General features: G+C 47.5%; 12 protein-coding genes and 5 pseudogenes. 14 read left to right on the top strand and 3 right to left on the bottom strand.

Features of this window, described 5'->3' with window-relative positions; translation table 11 throughout:
- The first annotated feature begins 24 nt into the window (after window positions 1–24).
- From ACTWJ7_RS21830 to ACTWJ7_RS21815, 4 genes and pseudogenes are all read left to right on the top strand, one after another.
- Window positions 25–1,176 (top strand): iron-containing alcohol dehydrogenase, encoded by a 1,152-nt coding sequence (locus ACTWJ7_RS21830; RefSeq protein ID WP_301878987.1) that lies wholly within the window; start codon window positions 25–27, stop codon window positions 1,174–1,176.
- Window positions 1,177–1,740: 564 nt separating this feature from the next.
- Window positions 1,741–2,910 (top strand): annotated as a pseudogene (locus ACTWJ7_RS21825) (glucose-1-phosphate adenylyltransferase).
- Window positions 2,911–2,936: 26 nt separating this feature from the next.
- Window positions 2,937–4,039 (top strand): annotated as a pseudogene (glgD, locus tag ACTWJ7_RS21820) (glucose-1-phosphate adenylyltransferase subunit GlgD).
- A gap of 362 nt (window positions 4,040–4,401) precedes the next feature.
- Window positions 4,402–6,834, top strand: coding sequence for a glycogen/starch/alpha-glucan phosphorylase (locus ACTWJ7_RS21815; protein WP_301878986.1), 2,433 nt, complete (start codon window positions 4,402–4,404; stop codon window positions 6,832–6,834).
- 112 nt (window positions 6,835–6,946) lie between these two features.
- Here the strand turns inward: ACTWJ7_RS21815 and ACTWJ7_RS21810 are convergent, their stop codons facing one another.
- Window positions 6,947–7,261: a CPBP family glutamic-type intramembrane protease gene (locus tag ACTWJ7_RS21810; protein WP_443146405.1), complete on the bottom strand. Its 315-nt coding sequence runs from the start codon at window positions 7,259–7,261 to the stop codon at window positions 6,947–6,949.
- Between the two features lie 920 nt (window positions 7,262–8,181).
- Between ACTWJ7_RS21810 and ACTWJ7_RS21805 the strand changes: the two genes are divergently transcribed.
- The 10 genes and pseudogenes from ACTWJ7_RS21805 (at window position 8,182) to ACTWJ7_RS21760 (ending at window position 18,595) form a co-directional block, all read left to right on the top strand.
- Window positions 8,182–8,640 (top strand): VanZ family protein, encoded by a 459-nt coding sequence (locus tag ACTWJ7_RS21805; protein ID WP_443145878.1) that lies wholly within the window; start codon window positions 8,182–8,184, stop codon window positions 8,638–8,640.
- Window positions 8,641–8,781: 141 nt separating this feature from the next.
- Entirely contained in the window at window positions 8,782–10,473 is a 1,692-nt protein-coding gene (locus ACTWJ7_RS21800) for a glycoside hydrolase family 13 protein (RefSeq protein WP_301878980.1), read from the top strand.
- Between the two features lie 89 nt (window positions 10,474–10,562).
- Window positions 10,563–11,254 (top strand): annotated as a pseudogene (locus ACTWJ7_RS21795) (metal-dependent hydrolase).
- A 237-nt stretch (window positions 11,255–11,491) separates the two neighbouring features.
- On the top strand, window positions 11,492–12,844 hold the full coding sequence (gene dctA / locus ACTWJ7_RS21790) for a C4-dicarboxylate transporter DctA (protein WP_301878975.1): 1,353 nt from the start codon (window positions 11,492–11,494) through the stop codon (window positions 12,842–12,844).
- A 310-nt stretch (window positions 12,845–13,154) separates the two neighbouring features.
- Window positions 13,155–14,876, top strand: coding sequence for an alpha,alpha-phosphotrehalase (gene treC / locus ACTWJ7_RS21785; protein ID WP_301878974.1), 1,722 nt, complete (start codon window positions 13,155–13,157; stop codon window positions 14,874–14,876).
- A 29-nt stretch (window positions 14,877–14,905) separates the two neighbouring features.
- Window positions 14,906–16,917 (top strand): annotated as a pseudogene (treP, locus tag ACTWJ7_RS21780) (PTS system trehalose-specific EIIBC component).
- Window positions 16,918–17,169: 252 nt separating this feature from the next.
- Window positions 17,170–17,577, top strand: coding sequence for a hypothetical protein (locus ACTWJ7_RS21775; protein WP_443145877.1), 408 nt, complete (start codon window positions 17,170–17,172; stop codon window positions 17,575–17,577).
- On the top strand, window positions 17,574–18,125 hold the full coding sequence (locus ACTWJ7_RS21770) for a hypothetical protein (RefSeq protein WP_443145876.1): 552 nt from the start codon (window positions 17,574–17,576) through the stop codon (window positions 18,123–18,125). The genes ACTWJ7_RS21775 and ACTWJ7_RS21770 overlap by 4 nt, the downstream gene beginning before the upstream one ends.
- The gene (locus tag ACTWJ7_RS21765; protein WP_024631858.1) at window positions 18,052–18,315 is read left to right on the top strand and encodes a YkgJ family cysteine cluster protein; all 264 of its coding nucleotides are present in this window, start codon (window positions 18,052–18,054) and stop codon (window positions 18,313–18,315) included. Before ACTWJ7_RS21770 ends, ACTWJ7_RS21765 begins: the two co-directional genes overlap by 74 nt.
- 76 nt (window positions 18,316–18,391) lie before the next feature.
- Window positions 18,392–18,595, top strand: coding sequence for a hypothetical protein (locus ACTWJ7_RS21760; protein WP_079344205.1), 204 nt, complete (start codon window positions 18,392–18,394; stop codon window positions 18,593–18,595).
- Between the two features lie 238 nt (window positions 18,596–18,833).
- Here ACTWJ7_RS21760 and ACTWJ7_RS21755 read toward each other — a convergent pair whose 3' ends face one another.
- Both ACTWJ7_RS21755 and ACTWJ7_RS21750 read right to left on the bottom strand, forming a co-directional pair.
- On the bottom strand, window positions 18,834–19,277 hold the full coding sequence (locus ACTWJ7_RS21755) for an AbrB family transcriptional regulator (RefSeq protein WP_443145875.1): 444 nt from the start codon (window positions 19,275–19,277) through the stop codon (window positions 18,834–18,836).
- A gap of 68 nt (window positions 19,278–19,345) precedes the next feature.
- A pseudogene (locus tag ACTWJ7_RS21750) lies at window positions 19,346–19,792 on the bottom strand (AbrB family transcriptional regulator); the annotation flags it as partial.
- Between the last annotated feature and the right edge of the window lie 50 nt (window positions 19,793–19,842).

Raw genomic sequence — 19,842 nt, 5'->3', positions numbered from 1 at the left:
AGGGGTAACAGGAGGCTGGTTCAGATGGCAACACACGCTTATTATGTTCCGCCCGTGAACTTGATGGGCAGAGGGTGTTTACAGGAAGCAGGCAAGTTGATACAGAATATGGGGATTCACAAGGCGCTTGTCGTAAGTGATCGTCGATTGATCTCTTGCGGCGTTGCTGAACAAGTGCTGTCTATACTAAGAAAATCAGGGTTAGACTATGTGATATATGATGAGGTTCAGCCCAATCCGACCTGTCAGAATGTACATGACGGACTTCAAGTATTTCAGGATCATGGCTGTGACGCCATTATATCGATAGGCGGAGGTTCACCGCAGGATGCTGCCAAAGGTATCGGCATTGTAGCAACCAACGGTGGACATATCCGTGAATATGAAGGATTACATCAATCGAAACACAAGTCCGTGCCGCTAGTTGAGATTAACACAACAGCGGGCACGTCGAGTGAGGTGACTATGAATTACGTGATTACAGATGAGGAACGCAAGGTGAAAATGGTGATGGTGGATCGAAACAGTCTCGTCGACCTGTCGGTGAATGACCCGGAACTGATGCTGAGCAAACCGGCCAGTCTTACTGCCGCCACGGGCATGAATGCGTTGACCCATGCGGTAGAGGCCATGGTGACGCCTGGTGGTTTTACTGTAACGAGCGCCACAGCGGCAGCAGCCGTTGAGCTGATCTTTGAATATTTACCCAGAGCCGTTAAGGATGGCAGTGATCTGGAGGCAAGAGAGCATATGACTTATGCGTGTTTCCTTGGCGGGATTGCTTTTAACAATGCGGGCTTGGGCTACGTTCATGCGATGGCTCACCAGCTTGGGGGAGTCTATGATCTGCCACATGGGGTATGTAACGCGATGTTGCTTCCTTATGTAGAAGAGATGAATGCCAAGCATGTACCCGGTAAATTCCGGCATATTGCCAAAGCGATCGGTATGGACGTGAAGGGCAGAAGTGATGAGGAATGCTCCGATTATGTGATTGAGGCCATTCGTCAACTTTCCAAGGAGGTTGGCATTCCCGAGAAACTGTCTGAATTGGGTGTGAAAGACCCTGATGTTGAATGGCTGGCGGATAACGCCATGAAAGATGCCTGTGCACCAAGTAATCCGTATGAACCCTCCAAGGAAGAAGTGATGGAGCTGTTCCGTAAAATTATATAGAGTATCATAGCAATTCGTATAATGGAATGGAAAGTCCCGCTGAAAACAGGGATGGGGATGAGATTATCCAGTGGATAAAGGAGAAATAGGCCGGGAGGGATCTCGGCTTTTTTATCATATAGTTTTAAAATTTAATTACTTATTTTTCCAGTTAATGTTAAGAGCAAAACAAAAGGATTTTGAAGACCTATTATCGAATACAATATTTAATAACAGCGGCATATAGGGAGGGAGTGATATCCACTTTTACTTTTGTCGAAGTTTTCCAGCAAGATTCCTCAACCCGTTTCGTGTTTAATGTTATATAGGAGTCGTGTATTGCATTTTTCACGGGGTACACCTTAATTTGTACATCCACCTATCACCTCTACACAACAAGTCCAGGCAATTCTGCATGTATCATCTACTTTCAGACACTACAAGAATGACGTTCGGCTGCAATTTCGATGAAACATAGTCTGTACAGCATGCTCCTAATCATGACAAAAGTGTCCACACAACAACATATCGGATTATGGGCTCTGAAATGAATCAGAACGAATGCACATGGAGGAGGCTGTAATGATGGCAAAAAAAGAAGTTGTAGCGATGCTGCTCGCTGGAGGGCAAGGCAAAAGGTTAAAGGGATTGACCAAATCACTGGCCAAGCCCGCTGTTTATTTTGGCGGAACTTATCGTATCATTGATTTTCCACTTAGTAACTGCTCCAATTCAGGCATCGACACGGTTGGTGTGTTAACCCAATATGAACCTCTCGTGCTGCACTCCTATATTGGCATTGGCAGCGATTGGGATCTAGACCGCAAAAATGGCGGGGTATATGTTCTTCCTCCTCATGAACGTGAAGACGGCAGTAACTGGTACCGAGGTACGGCGGATGCAATCTACCGGAACCTGAATTTTATCGAACAATTCGATCCTGAGCATGTGCTCATCTTGTCAGGGGATCATATCTATAAAATGGATTACGAGAAAATGCTTCAATACCATAAGGAAAAGGATGCAGATTGCACCATATCGGTCGTTGACGTTCCGTTGGAAGAAGCCAGCCGGTTTCGGGTTGCTCAACACCCACGATGATTATCGCATCTACGAATTTGAAGAAAAACCTCCTGAACCCAAGAGTACGCTTGCTTCCATGGGTATCTATCTCTTCAAGTGGGATGTGCTGAAGCGCTTCCTGATCCAGGACGAACAACAGGCATCCACCTCCTATGATTTTGGCAAAGATATCATTCCCTTGTTGCTTGAAAATGAAAAATCACTATACGCCTATCCGTTTGAGGGGTATTGGAAGGACGTAGGTACGATCCGCAGTCTGTGGGAATCCAATATGGACCTGCTGGATGAGGAGACACCGTTTAATCTGAACGACCCGACTGGCGTATCTTTACCCGTAACCCCAATCAGCCTGCGCAATATATTTCACCTTCTGCGAAGGTGCGGAACTGCATCATCAGTGAAGGCAGTGTTGTACATGGTGAGGTTAATCACTCGGTGCTGTTCTACGGAATTGAGGTGGGTGAGAATAGCTCAGTCACAGATTCAGTGATCATGCCAAAAGTGAAGATCGGACAACATGTACGTATCCACAAAGCTATTATTGCCGAAGGACTGGTGATTCCGGATGGAGTGCATCTGTCGCCTGCCCCTGAGGATGAAAGTGATATATTACTGGTTGATCAGGAAGAACTGGAACGTCAGCTTCACGAGGGAATGACAAGCAAAGCCTAATCTAACCCCAAAGGACGGTGCATGCGATGAAACCATTGATCGGAGTTATTAACCTTGACCATGAGCTTGAGGAATTGAAGGAATTGACGTACTTTCGCTGCGGAGCCGCGGTGCCATATGCCGGGCGCTACCGTCTGATTGATTTTGTATTGTCCAATATGATGAATGCTGGCATTGAGAGTATCGGCGTATTTGTCCGTCGGAAGTATCGTTCACTCATGGATCATCTGGGAGACGGTAAGCCGTGGGATCTGGATCGCAAGCATGGAGGCATGTTTATTCTGCCCCGGACTGGAACGATCCAACCGATACGTCACAAGGGGATTTGCAGCATTTTCACAATAATCTCGATTTCTTTCGTCGGGGTTCCGGGCAATATGTCGTTCATGCAGGCAGTCGGCACGTGACCAAAGCAGATCTGCAGGATGTGTACAGGTACCATATAAGCAAGGGCGCGGATGTGACATTGGTTTGCAAAAAAGTGGATCAACTTCTGCCTGAGCATGACGCCTGTGTCAAAGTTGAAGATGACGGGAATGGCAATGTGGTGGACATTCACCAAAGCGCCGATCACCCGAATATATATACAGAAATTTTCATTATGGAAAAAGAACTGTTCCTGCGCCAGGTGCAGCGCTGCATCGCTCATGGAGAAAGCCATTTCTTCCGTGATGTAATCCAGAAAAACCCGGATGGCTTGAACATTGCTGCATATGCCTATGATGGCTATCATGCCGTGATTAATTCAATCGACAGCTATTACCGCAACAGTCTGGAATTGTTAAATAGCGGACTATATGAACAACTGTTCAAGGAACAGCCTGTTCAGACCAAGATTAAGTATGAGGCTCCGGCCAAATATTTGGACACCGCTGAGGTGAAGCATTCCCTACTTGCAAACGGCTGTATTGTAGGCGGGGAAGTGGAAGACAGCATTCTGTTCCGTGGGGTGCATGTGGCGAAGGGTGCCAAAATTAAAGGTTCTATTATTATGCAAAAATGCTACATTGGAGAAGGCGCCGTTCTGGAGAACGTTATTCTCGACAAAGATGTGAAGCTAAGCGGTGGCCAGACGCTGATCGGCGACCCGTCCAACCCGTATATTTTGGCAAAGAGTACTATTATCTAATACCAACACTTAACCGATATCATCTATAAATATATATAAAATAAAAATCCTGTAGGATGGATTTAAGGTTCATGCTGCTTCGAAGCATGGGTGCCACAGCTAAAGCTACGGTTATACGTGCTAACGCAGTGGAGGTGACGAGATCGATTCTGAAGAAGCGTCAGCGTTCGCCTTTGTCTCCAAATTTCAACCTTTTATAATGTTCATCAAGAAATTTGAGAGACAACAGCGATCGGAAGAACGATTCGTAACCGGAAACGGCTCTAGCCGAAAGTGCAGCTTTGAAAGGTGTAGCACTCATGTGTAAGAAACAAGTGTGAACCGCCACGATCCTACAGGATTTCACCGGGAGGAACCTTCTTTTGTTTGACAACAAGGAAACGTTCAAGAGTATTTTTAGGCGGAATCTGGTCAGCAAATTGGGCAAACCGTTAGCAGAAGCGACGCAGGAGGATGTTTATCACGTACTTGGAAGCATGATTCGTGAATATGTGGGTCAGGATTGGGCGGCGTCGAATCAGGGGTTTAAGCAGCGCCAGGATAAACAGGTTTATTACTTCTCGCTGGAATTCCTGATTGGACGTCTGCTCGGCAACAACCTGCTAAATGTGAATGAACTGGAACTGGTTCGTGACAGTCTGGCTGAACTGGGCTTCTCTTTGGAAGATGTGGAGGAGCAGGAGGCGGATGCAGGTCTGGGTAACGGAGGTCTGGGACGACTCGCGGCCTGTTTCCTGGATTCATTGGCATCGCTCGGTTATGCAGGACATGGGTGTGGAATTCGATATAAATATGGCTTGTTTGAGCAAAAAATCATCAACGGCAATCAGGTGGAATTACCTGATAATTGGCTTGATAAGGGAAATGAATGGGAAGTCCGCCGTCCGGACAAAAAGGTAGAGGTACAATTCTGGGGCCGGGTGGAAGCCCATGAACAGGATGGACATTACCAATTTGTTACCAAGGATGCGGAATCCGTTGTAGCTGTGCCCTATGATGTACCCGTCATTGGTTATGGTCAGCCCCATGTAAACACATTACGGCTGTGGAGTGCGGAGCCGAAGCGGGAAACATCGCAGGATACCCCTTCGAACTATTACGGATATCTCGATTACAGTCGTTCGGTTGAATCCATTTCAGAGTTTTTGTACCCCGATGATTCCCAATACGAAGGTAAGCTGCTCCGATTGAAACAGCAGTACTTTATGTGTTCAGCAGGTGTACAGAGTGCCTTGCGTACGTTTAACAAATTAGAGCTTTCCTATGATCGGTTGCCGGATAAAGTGGCGTTCCATATCAATGACACCCACCCAACACTGGTCATTCCGGAGCTAATGCGGATTTTAATTGATGTCAAAGGCTATGGATGGGATGAAGCTTGGGATATCACAACCCGCACGGTATCATATACAAACCATACAACATTAAGTGAGGCGCTTGAAAAATGGCCTGTAGCCATGATCAGTAAGCTGCTGCCACGTATTTACATGATCATTGAAGAGATCAATAAACGATTCTGCGGCATGCTGCTCGAACGTTATCCAGGAGACCCGGATCGTATTCAGCACATGGCGATTGTTGCGAACGATCAGGTGCGGATGGCTCATCTAGCGATTGTGGGCAGTCATAGCGTCAACGGTGTGGCGGCTCTGCATACCGAGATATTGAAGGAACGGGAGATGGCGCCGTTCTATGCACTCTACCCGGAGCGATTCAACAACAAAACCAATGGCATCACTCATCGCCGCTGGTTGATGCATGCCAACCCGAACCTGTCGAATCTGATCACCAATACGATTGGCGGGAAGTGGATTACAGAGCCGGGAAGGCTGAATGAGTTGGTAGGAGCTGCGGATGATGCTTCATTCCAGCAGCAATTCCAATCCATCAAACGCCACAATAAGGAGCGGCTAGCTGCGTATATCCTGGATCATACAGGAACAGCTGTCAATCCGGATTCCATTTTTGATGTACAGGTGAAAAGGCTTCATGGTTACAAACGGCAGTTGCTGAACATTCTGCACGTCATGCATTTGTACAACCGGCTCAAGAGCGATGCTTCATTTGATATCGTGCCACGTACATTCATCTTTGGAGCAAAAGCAGCGCCAAGTTATTATTTTGCCAAGAAAATTATCAAGCTGATTAACACGGTGGCAGATACTGTAAATCGGGATGCGGCCGTGAACGATCGTTTGCAAGTGTTTTTTCTGGAAAACTATTCAGTCTCTCTTGCGGAGAAAATCATTCCGGCAGCGGACGTCAGTGAACAAATCTCGACTGCAGGTAAGGAAGCTTCCGGTACCGGTAACATGAAGTTTATGATGAACGGTGCATTAACCATCGGTACGATGGATGGTGCGAATGTCGAGATGGCAGAGCAGGTCGGGGAAGACAATATGTTTATCTTTGGTCTGCGGGCAGATGAAGTCCTTGAGTATTATCGTTCCGGCAGCTATCGACCGGGTGAGATTGTACAGCAGGATGAACGGATTCGCGAGGTGGTGGAGCAGTTGGTACATCCAGGTGCGTTCTGTGAACGTGACGGTGAATTCTGGGATATCTATGATTCCTTGCTGGCGCATGGCGACGAGTACTTTGTATTACGTGACTTTGCTGCCTATGCCGATGCCCATGCAGCCATTGATTCAGCATACCGCGATGTATCGGGCTGGACACGCAAGGCGGTGCTGAATACGGCTCAATCCGGCATTTTCTCCAGTGATCGCACCATCAGTGAATATGCGACGGATATCTGGGGCATTCATCCGGTATCTGGACACTGGAAAGGTTAAAGAATTATTGTTTAACAAAGAAACCCCCTTGTACACTAGGTTTGATCTCTGTTGGATTCATATACATTCATCAGAGAGCGCTCCTTGTTGTACAAGGGGACTTTTGTATGAATTAGCCGACTGGTCGTGACACGCTTTGGGCCGTATCGCGCCGCTTTTCACGACGGAGGATGATCGGAACCGTGATCACTGCAGCGATCACCAACAAGGGAGCTAGTAAACCAGCGATGGGTAACGCCGATGCGCCATTCGCTGAGAAAACGCTCAAGTCCCAGAACCCGTGCAGGAATATGGAGGCCACGAGAGAACCGGTAGACCGCCGGGCGAGATAGAAGATCGAACCGAGGCCGAAAGCGACCACTACCTGGAACAGGGCTCCCGCTCCGATGCCCCAGAACATGTTTGGCAGATGGAAGACTGCGAACATCGCTGTTGAGAGCAGCCAGACCCCGGTTTCGCCGAAATCGGCTGCGCAGAGCAACGATCAACTGACCTCGGTTGATCATCTCTTCATTGAAGCCGACCATGATACTGCCAAAGATGAGATACAGCCACATGAGGGGCGAGACACGGGTGAAATCGCCGGTCAGCATGTTCACGATCGCGATGACCATCATAATGATGGGAAGAGTCATTGTCCATCGAGAAAGACGCCGTCTTTCAACCAGGCTAGGGCGCCACCATCCGTAGATCGTGACCATTGTGATGGTCAGCACGGCACCGCCGGACAGTGGTGCTATATACCAGAGAAGCAGGGTCCGTTCACTTTCACCCACTCGTGTGTAGTCGATGCCGTTGAGCAAGAAGATCGCGTAGAAGACTGCGCTGTAGAGGAAATAGGTGAGAACACCCCATCCTACGCGGGGACGAACCCGAAGGGCAGGATTCAATGATTCTTGCAGCTTGTCCCTATTGATTGACATTATAAACACTCCTACAATAAATTATTTTTTTCATTTGCTAAGTGACGAGGAACATATTTGAATTGCTCCCTCATATACAATTCTAGTAGACCAAGTTGAATAGAAGCTAAACAAATGGATGAAAACCAGCTAAATTTAGGCTGCTGTCATTTAGGTTCTGTTTAGGTAACTATGTTTTACGGTGATCAGGGTGATCATAGTCTTTTCTACTTTGGCTTACTGAACAATAGTCAGGAAATGACTATGATCAACTGGTTTCGGTGAAATTTGAAGAAGGTGATAGGAAGGGAAGGACCGGATTTTGAGGTGCCGGATGTAGGGAAGTGTATGGAAGTCTACCCCTGAGCAACTGGACATGAAGATCTATATCCCGGTAAAATAGACCTTACCGCTCCGCGGAAAAAAGGACGGAGGAATTCAGATAATGAACGAAGGCTCGTGGCTCCACTCCAGACGGATGCTCGCTATCGTTGCCTGCATGGCAGTGCTGTACATGTTGATTATGAGGAACTTGCTCTTTGTCAACGGGAGAACGCCTAGCGTGAATTATCAATATAATTTAGTACCATTAGAGACGATCAAGCCTCTACTTTTTGAAAGAGACAGATACCACACGGAAGCCTGGGTGAAGAACCTGTTTGGCAACATTGTCTTGTTCATCCCGCTTGGCATATGGATACCCTGGTTATTCCGCAGGTGCCGAAAGTTTTGGCCATTTACAGGGGTTGTCGTCTTACTTTTGTTCGCTGTTGAGGTTACACAATGGATTACCCGCCTGGGTTCGTTTGATGTCGATGACATTATGTTGAATACAGTGGGGGCCTGGATTGGATACATAGGGTTTGCCTTATTCCTATACTCACAGGGAAGGGCTCGAGATTGAACTGCAACTAGCGGTCAATGATCGGGTCTTTTTGTGTTCCTGCACCTTCTTGAGTCTTTCAAAGTGTTTATAAAAGGGGCATTTCGGATAAAACATACTAACGGGTTATATAGTAATGAAGAATGGAGTAATGAAGGCGAGGTGGGCAATATCGTTTGGTGGAAAGAGAGTGTGGTGTACCAGATCTATCCCAACAGCTTTAAAGATTCGGATGGGGACGGTTTGGGTGACTTGCAGGGGATATATGACAAGCTTGATTATTTGACTGGGCTTGGCGTGGATGTGATTTGGATCTGTCCAATCTACGATTCACCTGGTCATGATAACGGATATGATATCCGGGATTATTACTCTATATTACGCAAATATGGCACGATGGAGGATTTTGATCGTTTGCTGGCCGAGGCTCACAAGCGTGGTCTCAAGATCATGATGGATCTGGTGCTGAATCACACGTCGGATGAACACGCATGGTTTGCCGAGTCACGTTCATCGAAAGTGAATCCGAAACGGGATTATTATATTTGGCGCTCAGGCAAAAATGGCCAGGTTCCAAACAACTGGGAGTCCTATTTTGGGGGTTCAGTGTGGAAGCATGATCCTGAAACGAATGAATATTATTTGCATCTTTATTCTGAACACCAGCCCGACCTGAACTGGAACAATGCAAAGATGGCAGAAGAGATGTATGAGATGGTGCACTGGTGGTTGCAAAAAGGTGTGGATGGTTTCCGGTTCGATGCGGTGGCGCATATCGCCAAGGCAGAGGGGTTACCAAGCGCGCATAATCCGGATAATCTGCCAGTCGTTCCAGCGTACCAGCTGTTTTCCAATCTCGAACAGGTGCATTCGATTCTTAACAAACTCAACGACATGATCCTGAAGCCATACGGTCCAATGACCGTTGGAGAGACTTCGGGGCTTGGACCGGAACAGGCGCTGGCCTATGTTGGGACAGATCGGAATGAACTCAATATGGTGTTCCAGTTTGAGCATATGTTTGTGGACGCCCAATCGTCCGGAATCGGCAAATGGAACTATCGGGAGTGGAAGCTGCCCGAGCTGAAAGAAATTATGAGCCGCTGGCAAACCGTGCTGCATGACAGAGGCTGGAATGCCAATTATATGGGCAATCATGATCAGCCGCGCCCGGTATCCCGCTTCGGTGATGATGGAAGGTACAGGGTGCGATCTGCCCAGATGCTGGCTACATGGATGCTTACATTGGAAGGTACGCCGTACATTTATCAAGGAGAAGAGATCGGCATGACCAATGTCGTCTTCTCGGATATTGAGCAATACCGGGATATCGAGACGAAGAATTATTACAATCATTATATTGGTCAAGGTAAAGCCAAGCATGAAGTCATGCAGGCGATCTGGCGCAAGAGTCGGGATAATGCTCGTACGCCGATGCAGTGGGATGATACGGAGCATGCCGGATTCACCGATGGCCAGCCATGGATTCAGGTGAATGAGAATTATACCGAGATTAATGTGGCCGATGCCGAACGTGATCCACAGTCCATTTTACATTATTACCGCAGGCTGATTGCACTTCGCAAACAATATAAAGTGCTCATCTACGGGGCATATGAGCTGTTGCTGCCAGATGACCCTGATATCTATGCCTATACCCGAACACTGGATGATGAGCAGATATTGGTCATCCTGAATTTCCGTGAGCATGAGCCTGAGATGCACTGGCCGGAAGGCTGGCAAGCTGAGCGTGCCAAACTACTCATCAGCAATGCAAGCAAACGTTATTCCACTGATGAAGGTGCAATTCTCCTTCAGCCGTATGAAGCAAGAGTTTATCAAATGCAGCGATAAGAGTACAATTTTGCTTTGGCGAAGAGGTTTGATTTATAATAAATGTTGAAATCAATCGAAAAGAACACATATGTCAGGAGGACAACAAGTTGCTGAATATTACCTTCCACGGACACTCCAGTGTACAACTGGGAACAGAAGAGAAGTCGTTGATTATTGATCCTTTCCTGCGTGGCAATGAACTTGCTGTCACCAAACCGGAAGATATCAAGACCGATGCTGTTTTGCTGACACATGCCCATATGGATCACATTCTGGATGCTGAACCGATTGCCAAGTCCAATCATGCCAAGGTGGTTGCCATTGTCGAGCTGGCTACATATATGTCATGGAAAGGTCTGGACACCATAGGCATGAACATGGGTGGAACGGTGGATCTTGGTTTTGCCCAAGCCAAAATGATTCAGGCTTTCCATACATCCGGCATCGTGCTGGAAGAGGAACAACGGATCATGTACGCAGGATTGCCTGCAGGATATATTATTAACATAGGTGGAAAAACCATTTTGCATGCCGGGATACTAGCTTGTTCGGTGATATGAAAATGATTGGTGATCGTCATGATATCGACGTAGCGTTCCTGCCTATTGGCGGACATTTCACCATGGGGCCGGAGGATGCACTTCAAGCCGCCGAGTGGTTCAATGCGAAGCTGACGATTCCGGTGCATTATGATACATTTCCGGTCATCCGTCAGGATGCGGAACGTTTTGTTCAGCAACTGGCTGAGAGAGGTCTGGAAGGTCGCGTGCTGGCACCAGGACAGTCCCTTACTCTCTAATGATCTCTTAAGCACTGTTCAATACTAAAAGAAGTAACAGCTAAAGACGAATATCACGTCAAGATAACTGACGTGATATTCGTCTTTTTCGGTTTCAAGTTCAATTTTGACCTGAATAGTTGGTACGGATCACAAAAAAATGCAATTGGCATTGTTGAAAACCTTCCCCGAATGTTATAAAAAATTACACGGGAATCAACCGGAAATCCGAATTGACCGAAAACAGGGGGAGCGTTCATGTCATTTGTGAAATCATTATTTTTTCAAATTATTGTAGCGGTTATCATCGGAATTGGTGTAGGCATTCTGTGGCCTGATCTGGGCAGTCTGCTGCAGCCGCTCGGAACAGGTTTTATCAAGTTGATCAAAATGATCATTGCACCATTGATCTTTATGGTGATCGTGACAGGCATTGCCAAAATCGGTGATCTGAAGTCGGTTGGCCGCATTGGACTCAAAGCGATTCTGTGGTTTGAGATTGCAACGACGGTTGCGCTTGTCCTTGGACTTGGCACTGCCAATCTGCTTCGTCCTGGCGCGAGCATGAACGTGGACCCTTCGACTCTGGATACCAGCGGCATCGAAGCCAAAACCAATGGTTCCGAGCTGCCGCATGTGGTGGACTTTATTATGAATATTATCCCGACAAGTGTTGTCGATGCTTTTGCACAGAACGCATTGCTGCAAGTGCTGCTCGTTGCCTGTTTATTTGGGGTAGCTTTGGCGGCGACGGAGAGTAAGGCAAAAGAGAATGTGCTGACGTTGATTGAAAATGTACTGGGTATTCTGTTCCGCATAATCGGATACATCATGAAGCTGGCGCCAATCGGTGCTTTCGGAGCTATGGCTTATACGGTAGGAGCCTATGGTGCTTCCACACTGTCATCCTTCGGGTTGCTGATTATTGCATGTTATGGAGCGGCGTTGTTATTCCTGGTGATGCTTGCCCTGGCTGCCTGGTGGATTACAGGACTGAACTTTCTGCAATTTGTAAAATATACCCGCTCCGAAGTCATGCTGGCGATTGGCACAGGTTCCTCGGAAGTCGTTATGCCCCGAATGATGGACAAGCTGACCAAAGCAGGCTGTGATCGTGCGGTCGTCGGGCTCGTAGTTCCAACAGGCTATTCGTTCAATCTGGACGGAGCCTCGATCTACCTATCGCTGGCAACCGTGTTTCTGGCTCAGGCGGTTGGTATTGATCTAACACTGGGACAGGAGATTACGATTTTACTGGTATTAATGCTTAGCTCCAAGGGCATGGCAGGTGTGCCTGGCTCAGCGTTTCTTGCTTTATCTGCTACTGCGGCGGCCCTGAATGCCTTCCCGGTAGCTGCAGTTGCCTTACTGCTCGGTGCAGACCGCTTCATGGATACCATGCGAGTATTCACGAATTTGATGGGCAACTGTGTTGCGGCATTTGTAGTGGCAAAATGGGAAGGGTTGTTGGACCAAACACGTATGCGGGCTGTGCTCTCTGGAGAGATCAGTGCCGAAGAGCTGGAAAGAGAAGATCAAGCGTCCTTGTCCTCGGTGAATTTGAACAAAAGAGAACAGGGTAAAGGAATCATTTCGACAGAAATGCTGTAAAAAACAGGAAGTGAACGGGCTTTGCTTGAGATGTTAACTCAACTAATTTTTAAATCTGAATCGTCTGTTTACCCCCATGAAATGGTGGGGAGACAGACGTCTTTTTGTTTTGGATACAGATATCATGGAGTTCACGAACGTATGCGGCAAAATAATTGTTACAGAGGAATCATTAATGGGGAATGTGTAAAGAGGCAAAACATAGCATATTTAAGTTTCAACTTGTATATACATGTTTAGTTATGTAATATATAAATGAAGTTAGGCCAAGAGAACCATATAAGCAATACAATTTATTGGAGGCGTTAACATGAGTTCAACGAACACAACTTCATCATCGTGGTGGAAAACCTCCACGGTGTATCAGGTATATCCCAAGAGCTTCAACGATACAACCGGATCGGGTACCGGAGACATACGGGGATTAACCGAAAAGCTGGATTATTTGCAGCATCTCGGTATTGATATCGTGTGGCTGCAGCCGGTATATGTATCTCCGCAGCATGATAACGGGTATGATGTAGCGGACTATTATCGGATTAATCCTGATTTTGGTACGATGGAGGATTTTGACGAACTGCTTAAAGGTCTGAAGGCACGTGACATGAAGCTGATGATTGATATCGTGGTGAATCACTCCTCTACGGATCATGAGTGGTTCCAGCAATCACGCTCATCCAAGGATAACCCTTATCGTGATTATTATATTTGGAAGGACCCTGCGCCGGACGGTGGTGTACCGAATAACTGGCAATCCAAGTTTGGCGGACCTGCGTGGCAGTATGATGAGCAGACAGGACAATATTTCCTGACGTTGTTTGACAAAACACAGGCTGACCTGAATTGGGAGAACGAGCAGGTACGCAAGGCAGTACGGGACATGATCAAGTTCTGGGCGGAGAAGGGTGTAGATGGTTTCCGCATGGACGTTATCAACCTGATCTCCAAGGACCAGCGTTTCCCTGATGATGATGGTAGCGTTTCCCCAGGCGACGGACGCAAGTTCTATACCGATGGCCCACGTGTGCATGAGTACATTACGGAGATGTATGAAGACGTGTTTGGACCACACAATATGGTAACAGTTGGGGAGATGTCCTCTACAACACTGGAGCACTGTATTAAATATTCGAACCCTGCTTCCCGGGAATTCTCGATGACGTTCAACTTCCACCATCTGAAAGTGGATTATCCGAACGGACAGAAGTGGGAGCTTATGCCTTACGATTTCGAAGCGATGAAGCAGCTGTTCAGTGAGTGGCAGACAGGCATGCAGGCCGGTGGTGGATGGAACGCGTTGTTCCTGAACAACCATGATCAACCCCGTGCGTTGTCTCGTTTCGCTGATGATGGCGATTATCGTGCTGAGAGTGCCAAAATGCTTGCTACAACCATTCATGGCATGCAGGGAACACCATACGTATACCAGGGCGAAGAGATCGGGATGCCGAATCCGGTCTGGAACGACGTTAGCGAGTTCCGTGATATTGAATCGACAAATATGTATCGACTGCTTCAGGAAGAACGAGGCAAATCTGCTGAGGAAGCATTCCAGATTGTGAGAGAGCGTTCCCGTGACAATTCCCGGACACCAATGCAGTGGGATGGAAGCGAAAATGCCGGATTTACTACAGGTACACCGTGGATCAAAGTGGATGAACGATATCCGTCGATTCATGTGGCCCAGCAAATGGCTGACCCGAATTCGATCTATTATCACTATCGCAAGCTGATTGCTCTGCGTAAACAGGTTTGTGTGCTGACTGATGGTCTGTATGAACGTTTGGACGAAGCACATCCGGATGTATTTGCATATGCGCGGACCAATGGAAGCGAGACGCTCATTGTAGTATCCAACTTCAGCAAGCGGGACGTATCTTTTGCTTTCTCGGATGCTGTCTGGAATGATCACATTGCGGGTAAATCAGCAGAGTTGCTGATTGGCAATACAGAAGCATCGCCTGCACTGGAGCAAGAAATCTCTCTTAGCCCGTATTCATCCTATATGTGGCTTGTACCGCAACAGGACTAATTCACATCATATAAATGGGAAGTGACAATATGGCAATGGATAAAAAACAGGTTGAGGAGATCGTACGAGCGGTCGGCGGCAAAGAAAATATTGAAGCTGCAACACATTGTGTCACACGCCTCCGGTTCGCCCTGTACGACGAAAGTAAAGTAGATACGGAAAGTCTGGAGCAGAACGATCTCGTCAAAGGCCAGTTCTCCTCTCAAGGACAATTCCAGGTGGTCATCGGACCTGGGCTTGTAGATAAAGTGTATGATGAAATGATTCAGATTACCGGAGGCGAACGCGCTTCCAAGGATGACGTGAAGGCTGTTGCGGGTAAAAAGCAAAACCCAATCCAGCGTGCGATCAAAACGTTATCGGACATCTTCATTCCGATCCTGCCAGCCATCATCACGGCCGGTCTCTTGCTCGGTATTAATAATATTTTGACAGGGCCGGGCATTTTCTTTGATGGAAAATCACTGGTGGATGTATATCCAGCATGGAAGGATCTTGCATCAATTATCAATACCATCGCGAGCACAGCCTTCACCTTCCTGCCAGCATTAATTGGTTGGTCCGCTGTAACAAGGTTCGGCGGCAGTCCATTGCTCGGGATTGTGCTTGGTCTGATTCTGGTTCATCCGGATCTGCTGAGTGCTTATGGTTACGCCAATGCAGTGAACGAAGGCACCGTGCCTACGTGGAATCTGTTCGGCTGGCATATTGAGAAGATCGGTTATCAAGGGCAGGTTCTGCCGGTATTGGTATCAGCCTATCTGCTTGCCAAGCTGGAGATTTTCCTGAACAAAAGGGTGCATGATTCGATCAAACTGTTGGTCGTTGCTCCTGTCACCTTATTGATTACCGGGTTCCTGGCATTTACAATCATTGGTCCGGTTACATTTGCGATTGCGAATGGAATTACATCCGGCTTGATCTATATTTACGATTCATACGCGGCTCTGGGCGGTCTGATCTACGGTGGACTGTACGCATTGCTCGTTATTACAGGCATGCACCATACGTTCCTGGCGGTAGACGTACAACTGATTGGTAGCCAGGGCGGAACGTTCCTGTGGCCGATGCTGGCGCTGTCCAATATCGCGCAAGGTTCAGCTGCACTTGCCATGATGCTCGTGCTTCGTGAGAAGAAGATGAGAGGACTTGCGGCGACTTCATCCGTGTCAGCTTTCCTCGGGGTAACCGAGCCGGCGATCTTCGGGTGAATATCCGTTATCGTTATCCGTTTATCTTCGGTATGGTCGGTTCTGCGATTGGCGGCGTACTGCTCACGATAAACAATGTTCAGGCCACCTCTATTGGTGTAGGTGGCGTACCTGGATTCCTGTCGATTTTCCCGAACAAATGGGGAGTATTCTTCATCGGCATGGCGATTGTACTGGTTGTTCCGTTTGTACTGACGGTTCTTTTCGGAAGAGCGAAATTGAGAAAAGAAGACCGCAATGCAGATCAAGCTACTGTAGCAGGCAGTCAAACATCTACAGCTAATTCAGCGTCTAGCACAACTACAACAAATACAGATACAGAGCAACGTACACGCAGTGCTGCTCAGGTGGCGGATGAGCCAGTGAATACGCTGGAAATCATGGCACCCTTAACAGGTACAGCCGTTCCGCTTGAACAAGTACCTGATCCGGCGTTTGCAGAGAAACAAATGGGTGAAGGCGTCGCGATTGAGCCTTCCGGCAATCAGGTGGTTGCTCCGTTTGATGCCCAGGTTGCCCATGTGATCAAAAGCAAACATGCGGTCATTCTTGAACACGCGAGTGGCTTGCAGATTCTGATTCATGTCGGGATCAACACTGTATCTCTCAAAGGCGAAGGGTTTAACATGCATGTTGAAGCTGGAGAGAAGGTAAGAGCCGGACAAACGCTGCTTGAATTCGATCGTAAAGTGATTGAAGCTGCGGGATATCCGCTTATTACGCCAATCATTATTCCGGACGGTCAGGATATGGTTGAGCGGGTGGAGGTCACTACAGGTGATGTTACATCCAATCAGAACGGCGTGCTTAAGGTTCATTTGAAAGGCTAATTTACGAACAATGGGGGAGCTGCGAATATCGCAGCTTCTTTTTCATCTTGAGATTCAGAATAAAAGCTGAACGCATACCACTTGTGTGGTATGACTCTTTATGCAGTTCTTTTTTTTATTTGTATCGTGGTAAACTGTAACTAGAATGTATGTGCAAAATCTCATGTTCACAGCGATCGGAAAGCATGTTCAGGTGAAGAAGTTCATATGGTTCAAAGAGAGTGGCTAGTCAATGGACGGAGGAGGAGAGCCATGACTCGTGTTGCGGTAATGGTCATTCATGGTCTGGGTATGCAAAAGGAAGATTATGCGGATACACTGATTTCGCGTTTGCATAAGGAATTGGATCAGGTTATGGTGTTGCCGGGAGCAGCCAAGCAGGTTCTCGATATTGAGCCGGTATTTTGGGCGGATGTATTTGAGGAACGGGAAGAGGCGCTGTTTCAGCAGCTTGTCAGCTCTCAGAGATTGAACTATCAAGTGCTGCGTCGATTTGTTATCCATTATCTGGCTGATGCTGTCGCGTATCAACCCGTGGAAAATCAAGGTCATAACTATGATGCGGTACATCGTACGCTGAATCGGGCGATGCATGCACTTGCACAGCGGAATGGGCCAGATGCTCCCCTCTGTATTATTGCTCATAGTCTGGGGCAGTGATTGCAAGCAATTTCTTCTATGATCTGCAATATCCGTCTAGTCGCACACCTTCCATCGTGGATGTGACTTCCGCATTGGAACGGGGAGATACCTTAACGAACTTTTATTCCTTTGGAACAACGTTGCCGTTATGGAGCTTACGATACCATGATTTTAGCCGTCCAATTCAGGTGCCTTCGCCGCTGGCAGAGCAGTACTTCCCTGGGTTGGAAGGCGAGTGGATTAACTTTTATGATCGGGATGATATTCTGGGTTACCCGCTGCGCCCCATTGATCCGGCATATGAGGCGGCGGTCAAAGAAGACATGGAAATCAACTCTGGCGGTATAATCGGGAGCTGGAATCCGTTGAGTCATGGCGGGTATTTCTCGAATGGTACCATGAATCGGAGAATTGCACAGGGTTTGGCCCGGACGTGGACGTGGGTGAATCGTGGATCAGGTTCAATGCCAGATATGGGGGAGGACAATAATTATGGAATGCAGGACAGGCTGTGCCGCATGCTGTATCGCGATTTCAATCTCATCGCCGATACCCGGGATGGCTGACGGCAAGCCGGCAGGTGTGCGTTGTGTACAGCTGACGGAGGACAATCGCTGTGGGATCTTTGGTCAGAAAGAGCGCCCCGCTGTATGCAGCGGATTACAGGCTTCGGAAGAAATGTGTGGCAGCACAGATCAGGAGGCTTTTGAACGATTGAGCTGGCTCGAACAGGAAACTGCACCAAGTTCAGCGTGACAGAGTTGTTTTGAGTGAAAAGGATAATTATACTTAATATGGAAGGGGTTTGAGATAAGAAAGGGGTATCGGATGAATGGAACTTGCCAAACGGTTTATAATGATCGTTGTGAATATGATTGGAGAACTGTGGATGGGATTCTACAGGCGAAACTCAGACTTCTATGACAAGCAGACATCAGGGGCAAAAAGCAAACTTGGCTATTATGCATTTATTATTGTAGCGGCCGCTGTAACCGTGGGCATTGTAAGCTGGATGTATAGTCGGGTTTATTCATAACTTGAGCAGACATATAAAGAGAGTATCCGCAGGCTGGAAATCAGGCGGATACTCTCTTTTATATGTACACTTTCGTTTTACGCGACCGAAGAGCGGGTACTCGCTTCTTTTTTCCTCAACATACGCATGAGAATCATCTTTAGGAGCGAAGAAACGATAAAGAATATAAATAAGATGCGAAACAACTGATATCCAGACACAACCGAGAGGTTAGCATTGACTTCATGAGCCATGATGCTCATCTGATCCATTCCCCAGGTGCCATGCTCAGCAATGATGTAGCGGCCGAGAGGGAGAATATCTTCATTAATATATAGCTCAAGCCAAGCGAACCTGCAATGAGGAGAACACTGCTCGTAATTGCGAGTGTTACGGTCTGCATCTTGCGTTGCAGCTGCTGAGGACGAAGCATCAGACCTACATGGCTGCCAATCATTAATTGCGAAATGTTAAGTAGGGATGACGGCAGATTGGGTGTGTGCATCGTTGTGCTTAATTGAATAACACACATCACGATCATGGGTCCAAGCATAAATGCGGTAGGAAACCGAAGCTTGCGTGCAATCCATGCACCAGCGATACAGAGCGGGGCATAGAGCAAGATTTCGGGAAAGAGCGCTGCCCATGTTGCTGTCTCGATAATAGGCTGATTCGTTCCCCCACCTGCCGTTCCCCGATCCATGGACTGAACAGTAGGAACGGAACACAGAATACAATCATGATGAGCCGGGTTACCTGCAAAAAAGTAACGAGCGTCAGATTGATGGATTTCATCTCTTCCGCTAGGGAGACCATCTGGGACAGTCCGCCGGGAATGCTGCCAACCAGCAGGGAAGGAAAGTCAAAGTCTGTCAGTTTAGAAGCAACATAGGCGGTTAAGGTACATAATCCGATTAAGAGTAAGGTCATGAGCAGCATCATGGGAAGCTGGTGCAAAATGCCTTGAAGCGCTTCTGCCGTCAGTGTTAATCCGATGGAGTAACCGACGATTAGAATGCCATAGTCCCGAATGGAAGTGGGCCACAAGAGCGGCAGCTTGGCAATCTGTGAACCAATCAGCATAAAAATCATTGGTCCAAGAAGCCAAGGGATAGGGGTATGGATCGCTGTAAATATGAACCCGCCAAGGACAGAGACACCCAAACTCAGAAAAAACCGAAAGCCAACGTGGGAACCGAGTTTGTGGATCAGTTCCATCTGCGTCGTCTTTCGGCTGCATGGGTAGATTGAAGTACATGTAAGATCAC

The sequence above is a fragment of the Paenibacillus sp. 1A_MP2 genome (assembly GCF_052244825.1).
Taxonomy (GTDB): Bacteria; Bacillota; Bacilli; order Paenibacillales; family Paenibacillaceae; genus Paenibacillus; species Paenibacillus vandeheii.
The sequence above is the reverse complement of the archived record's forward strand: the minus strand, read 5'-3'. Positions and strand labels throughout refer to the sequence as shown.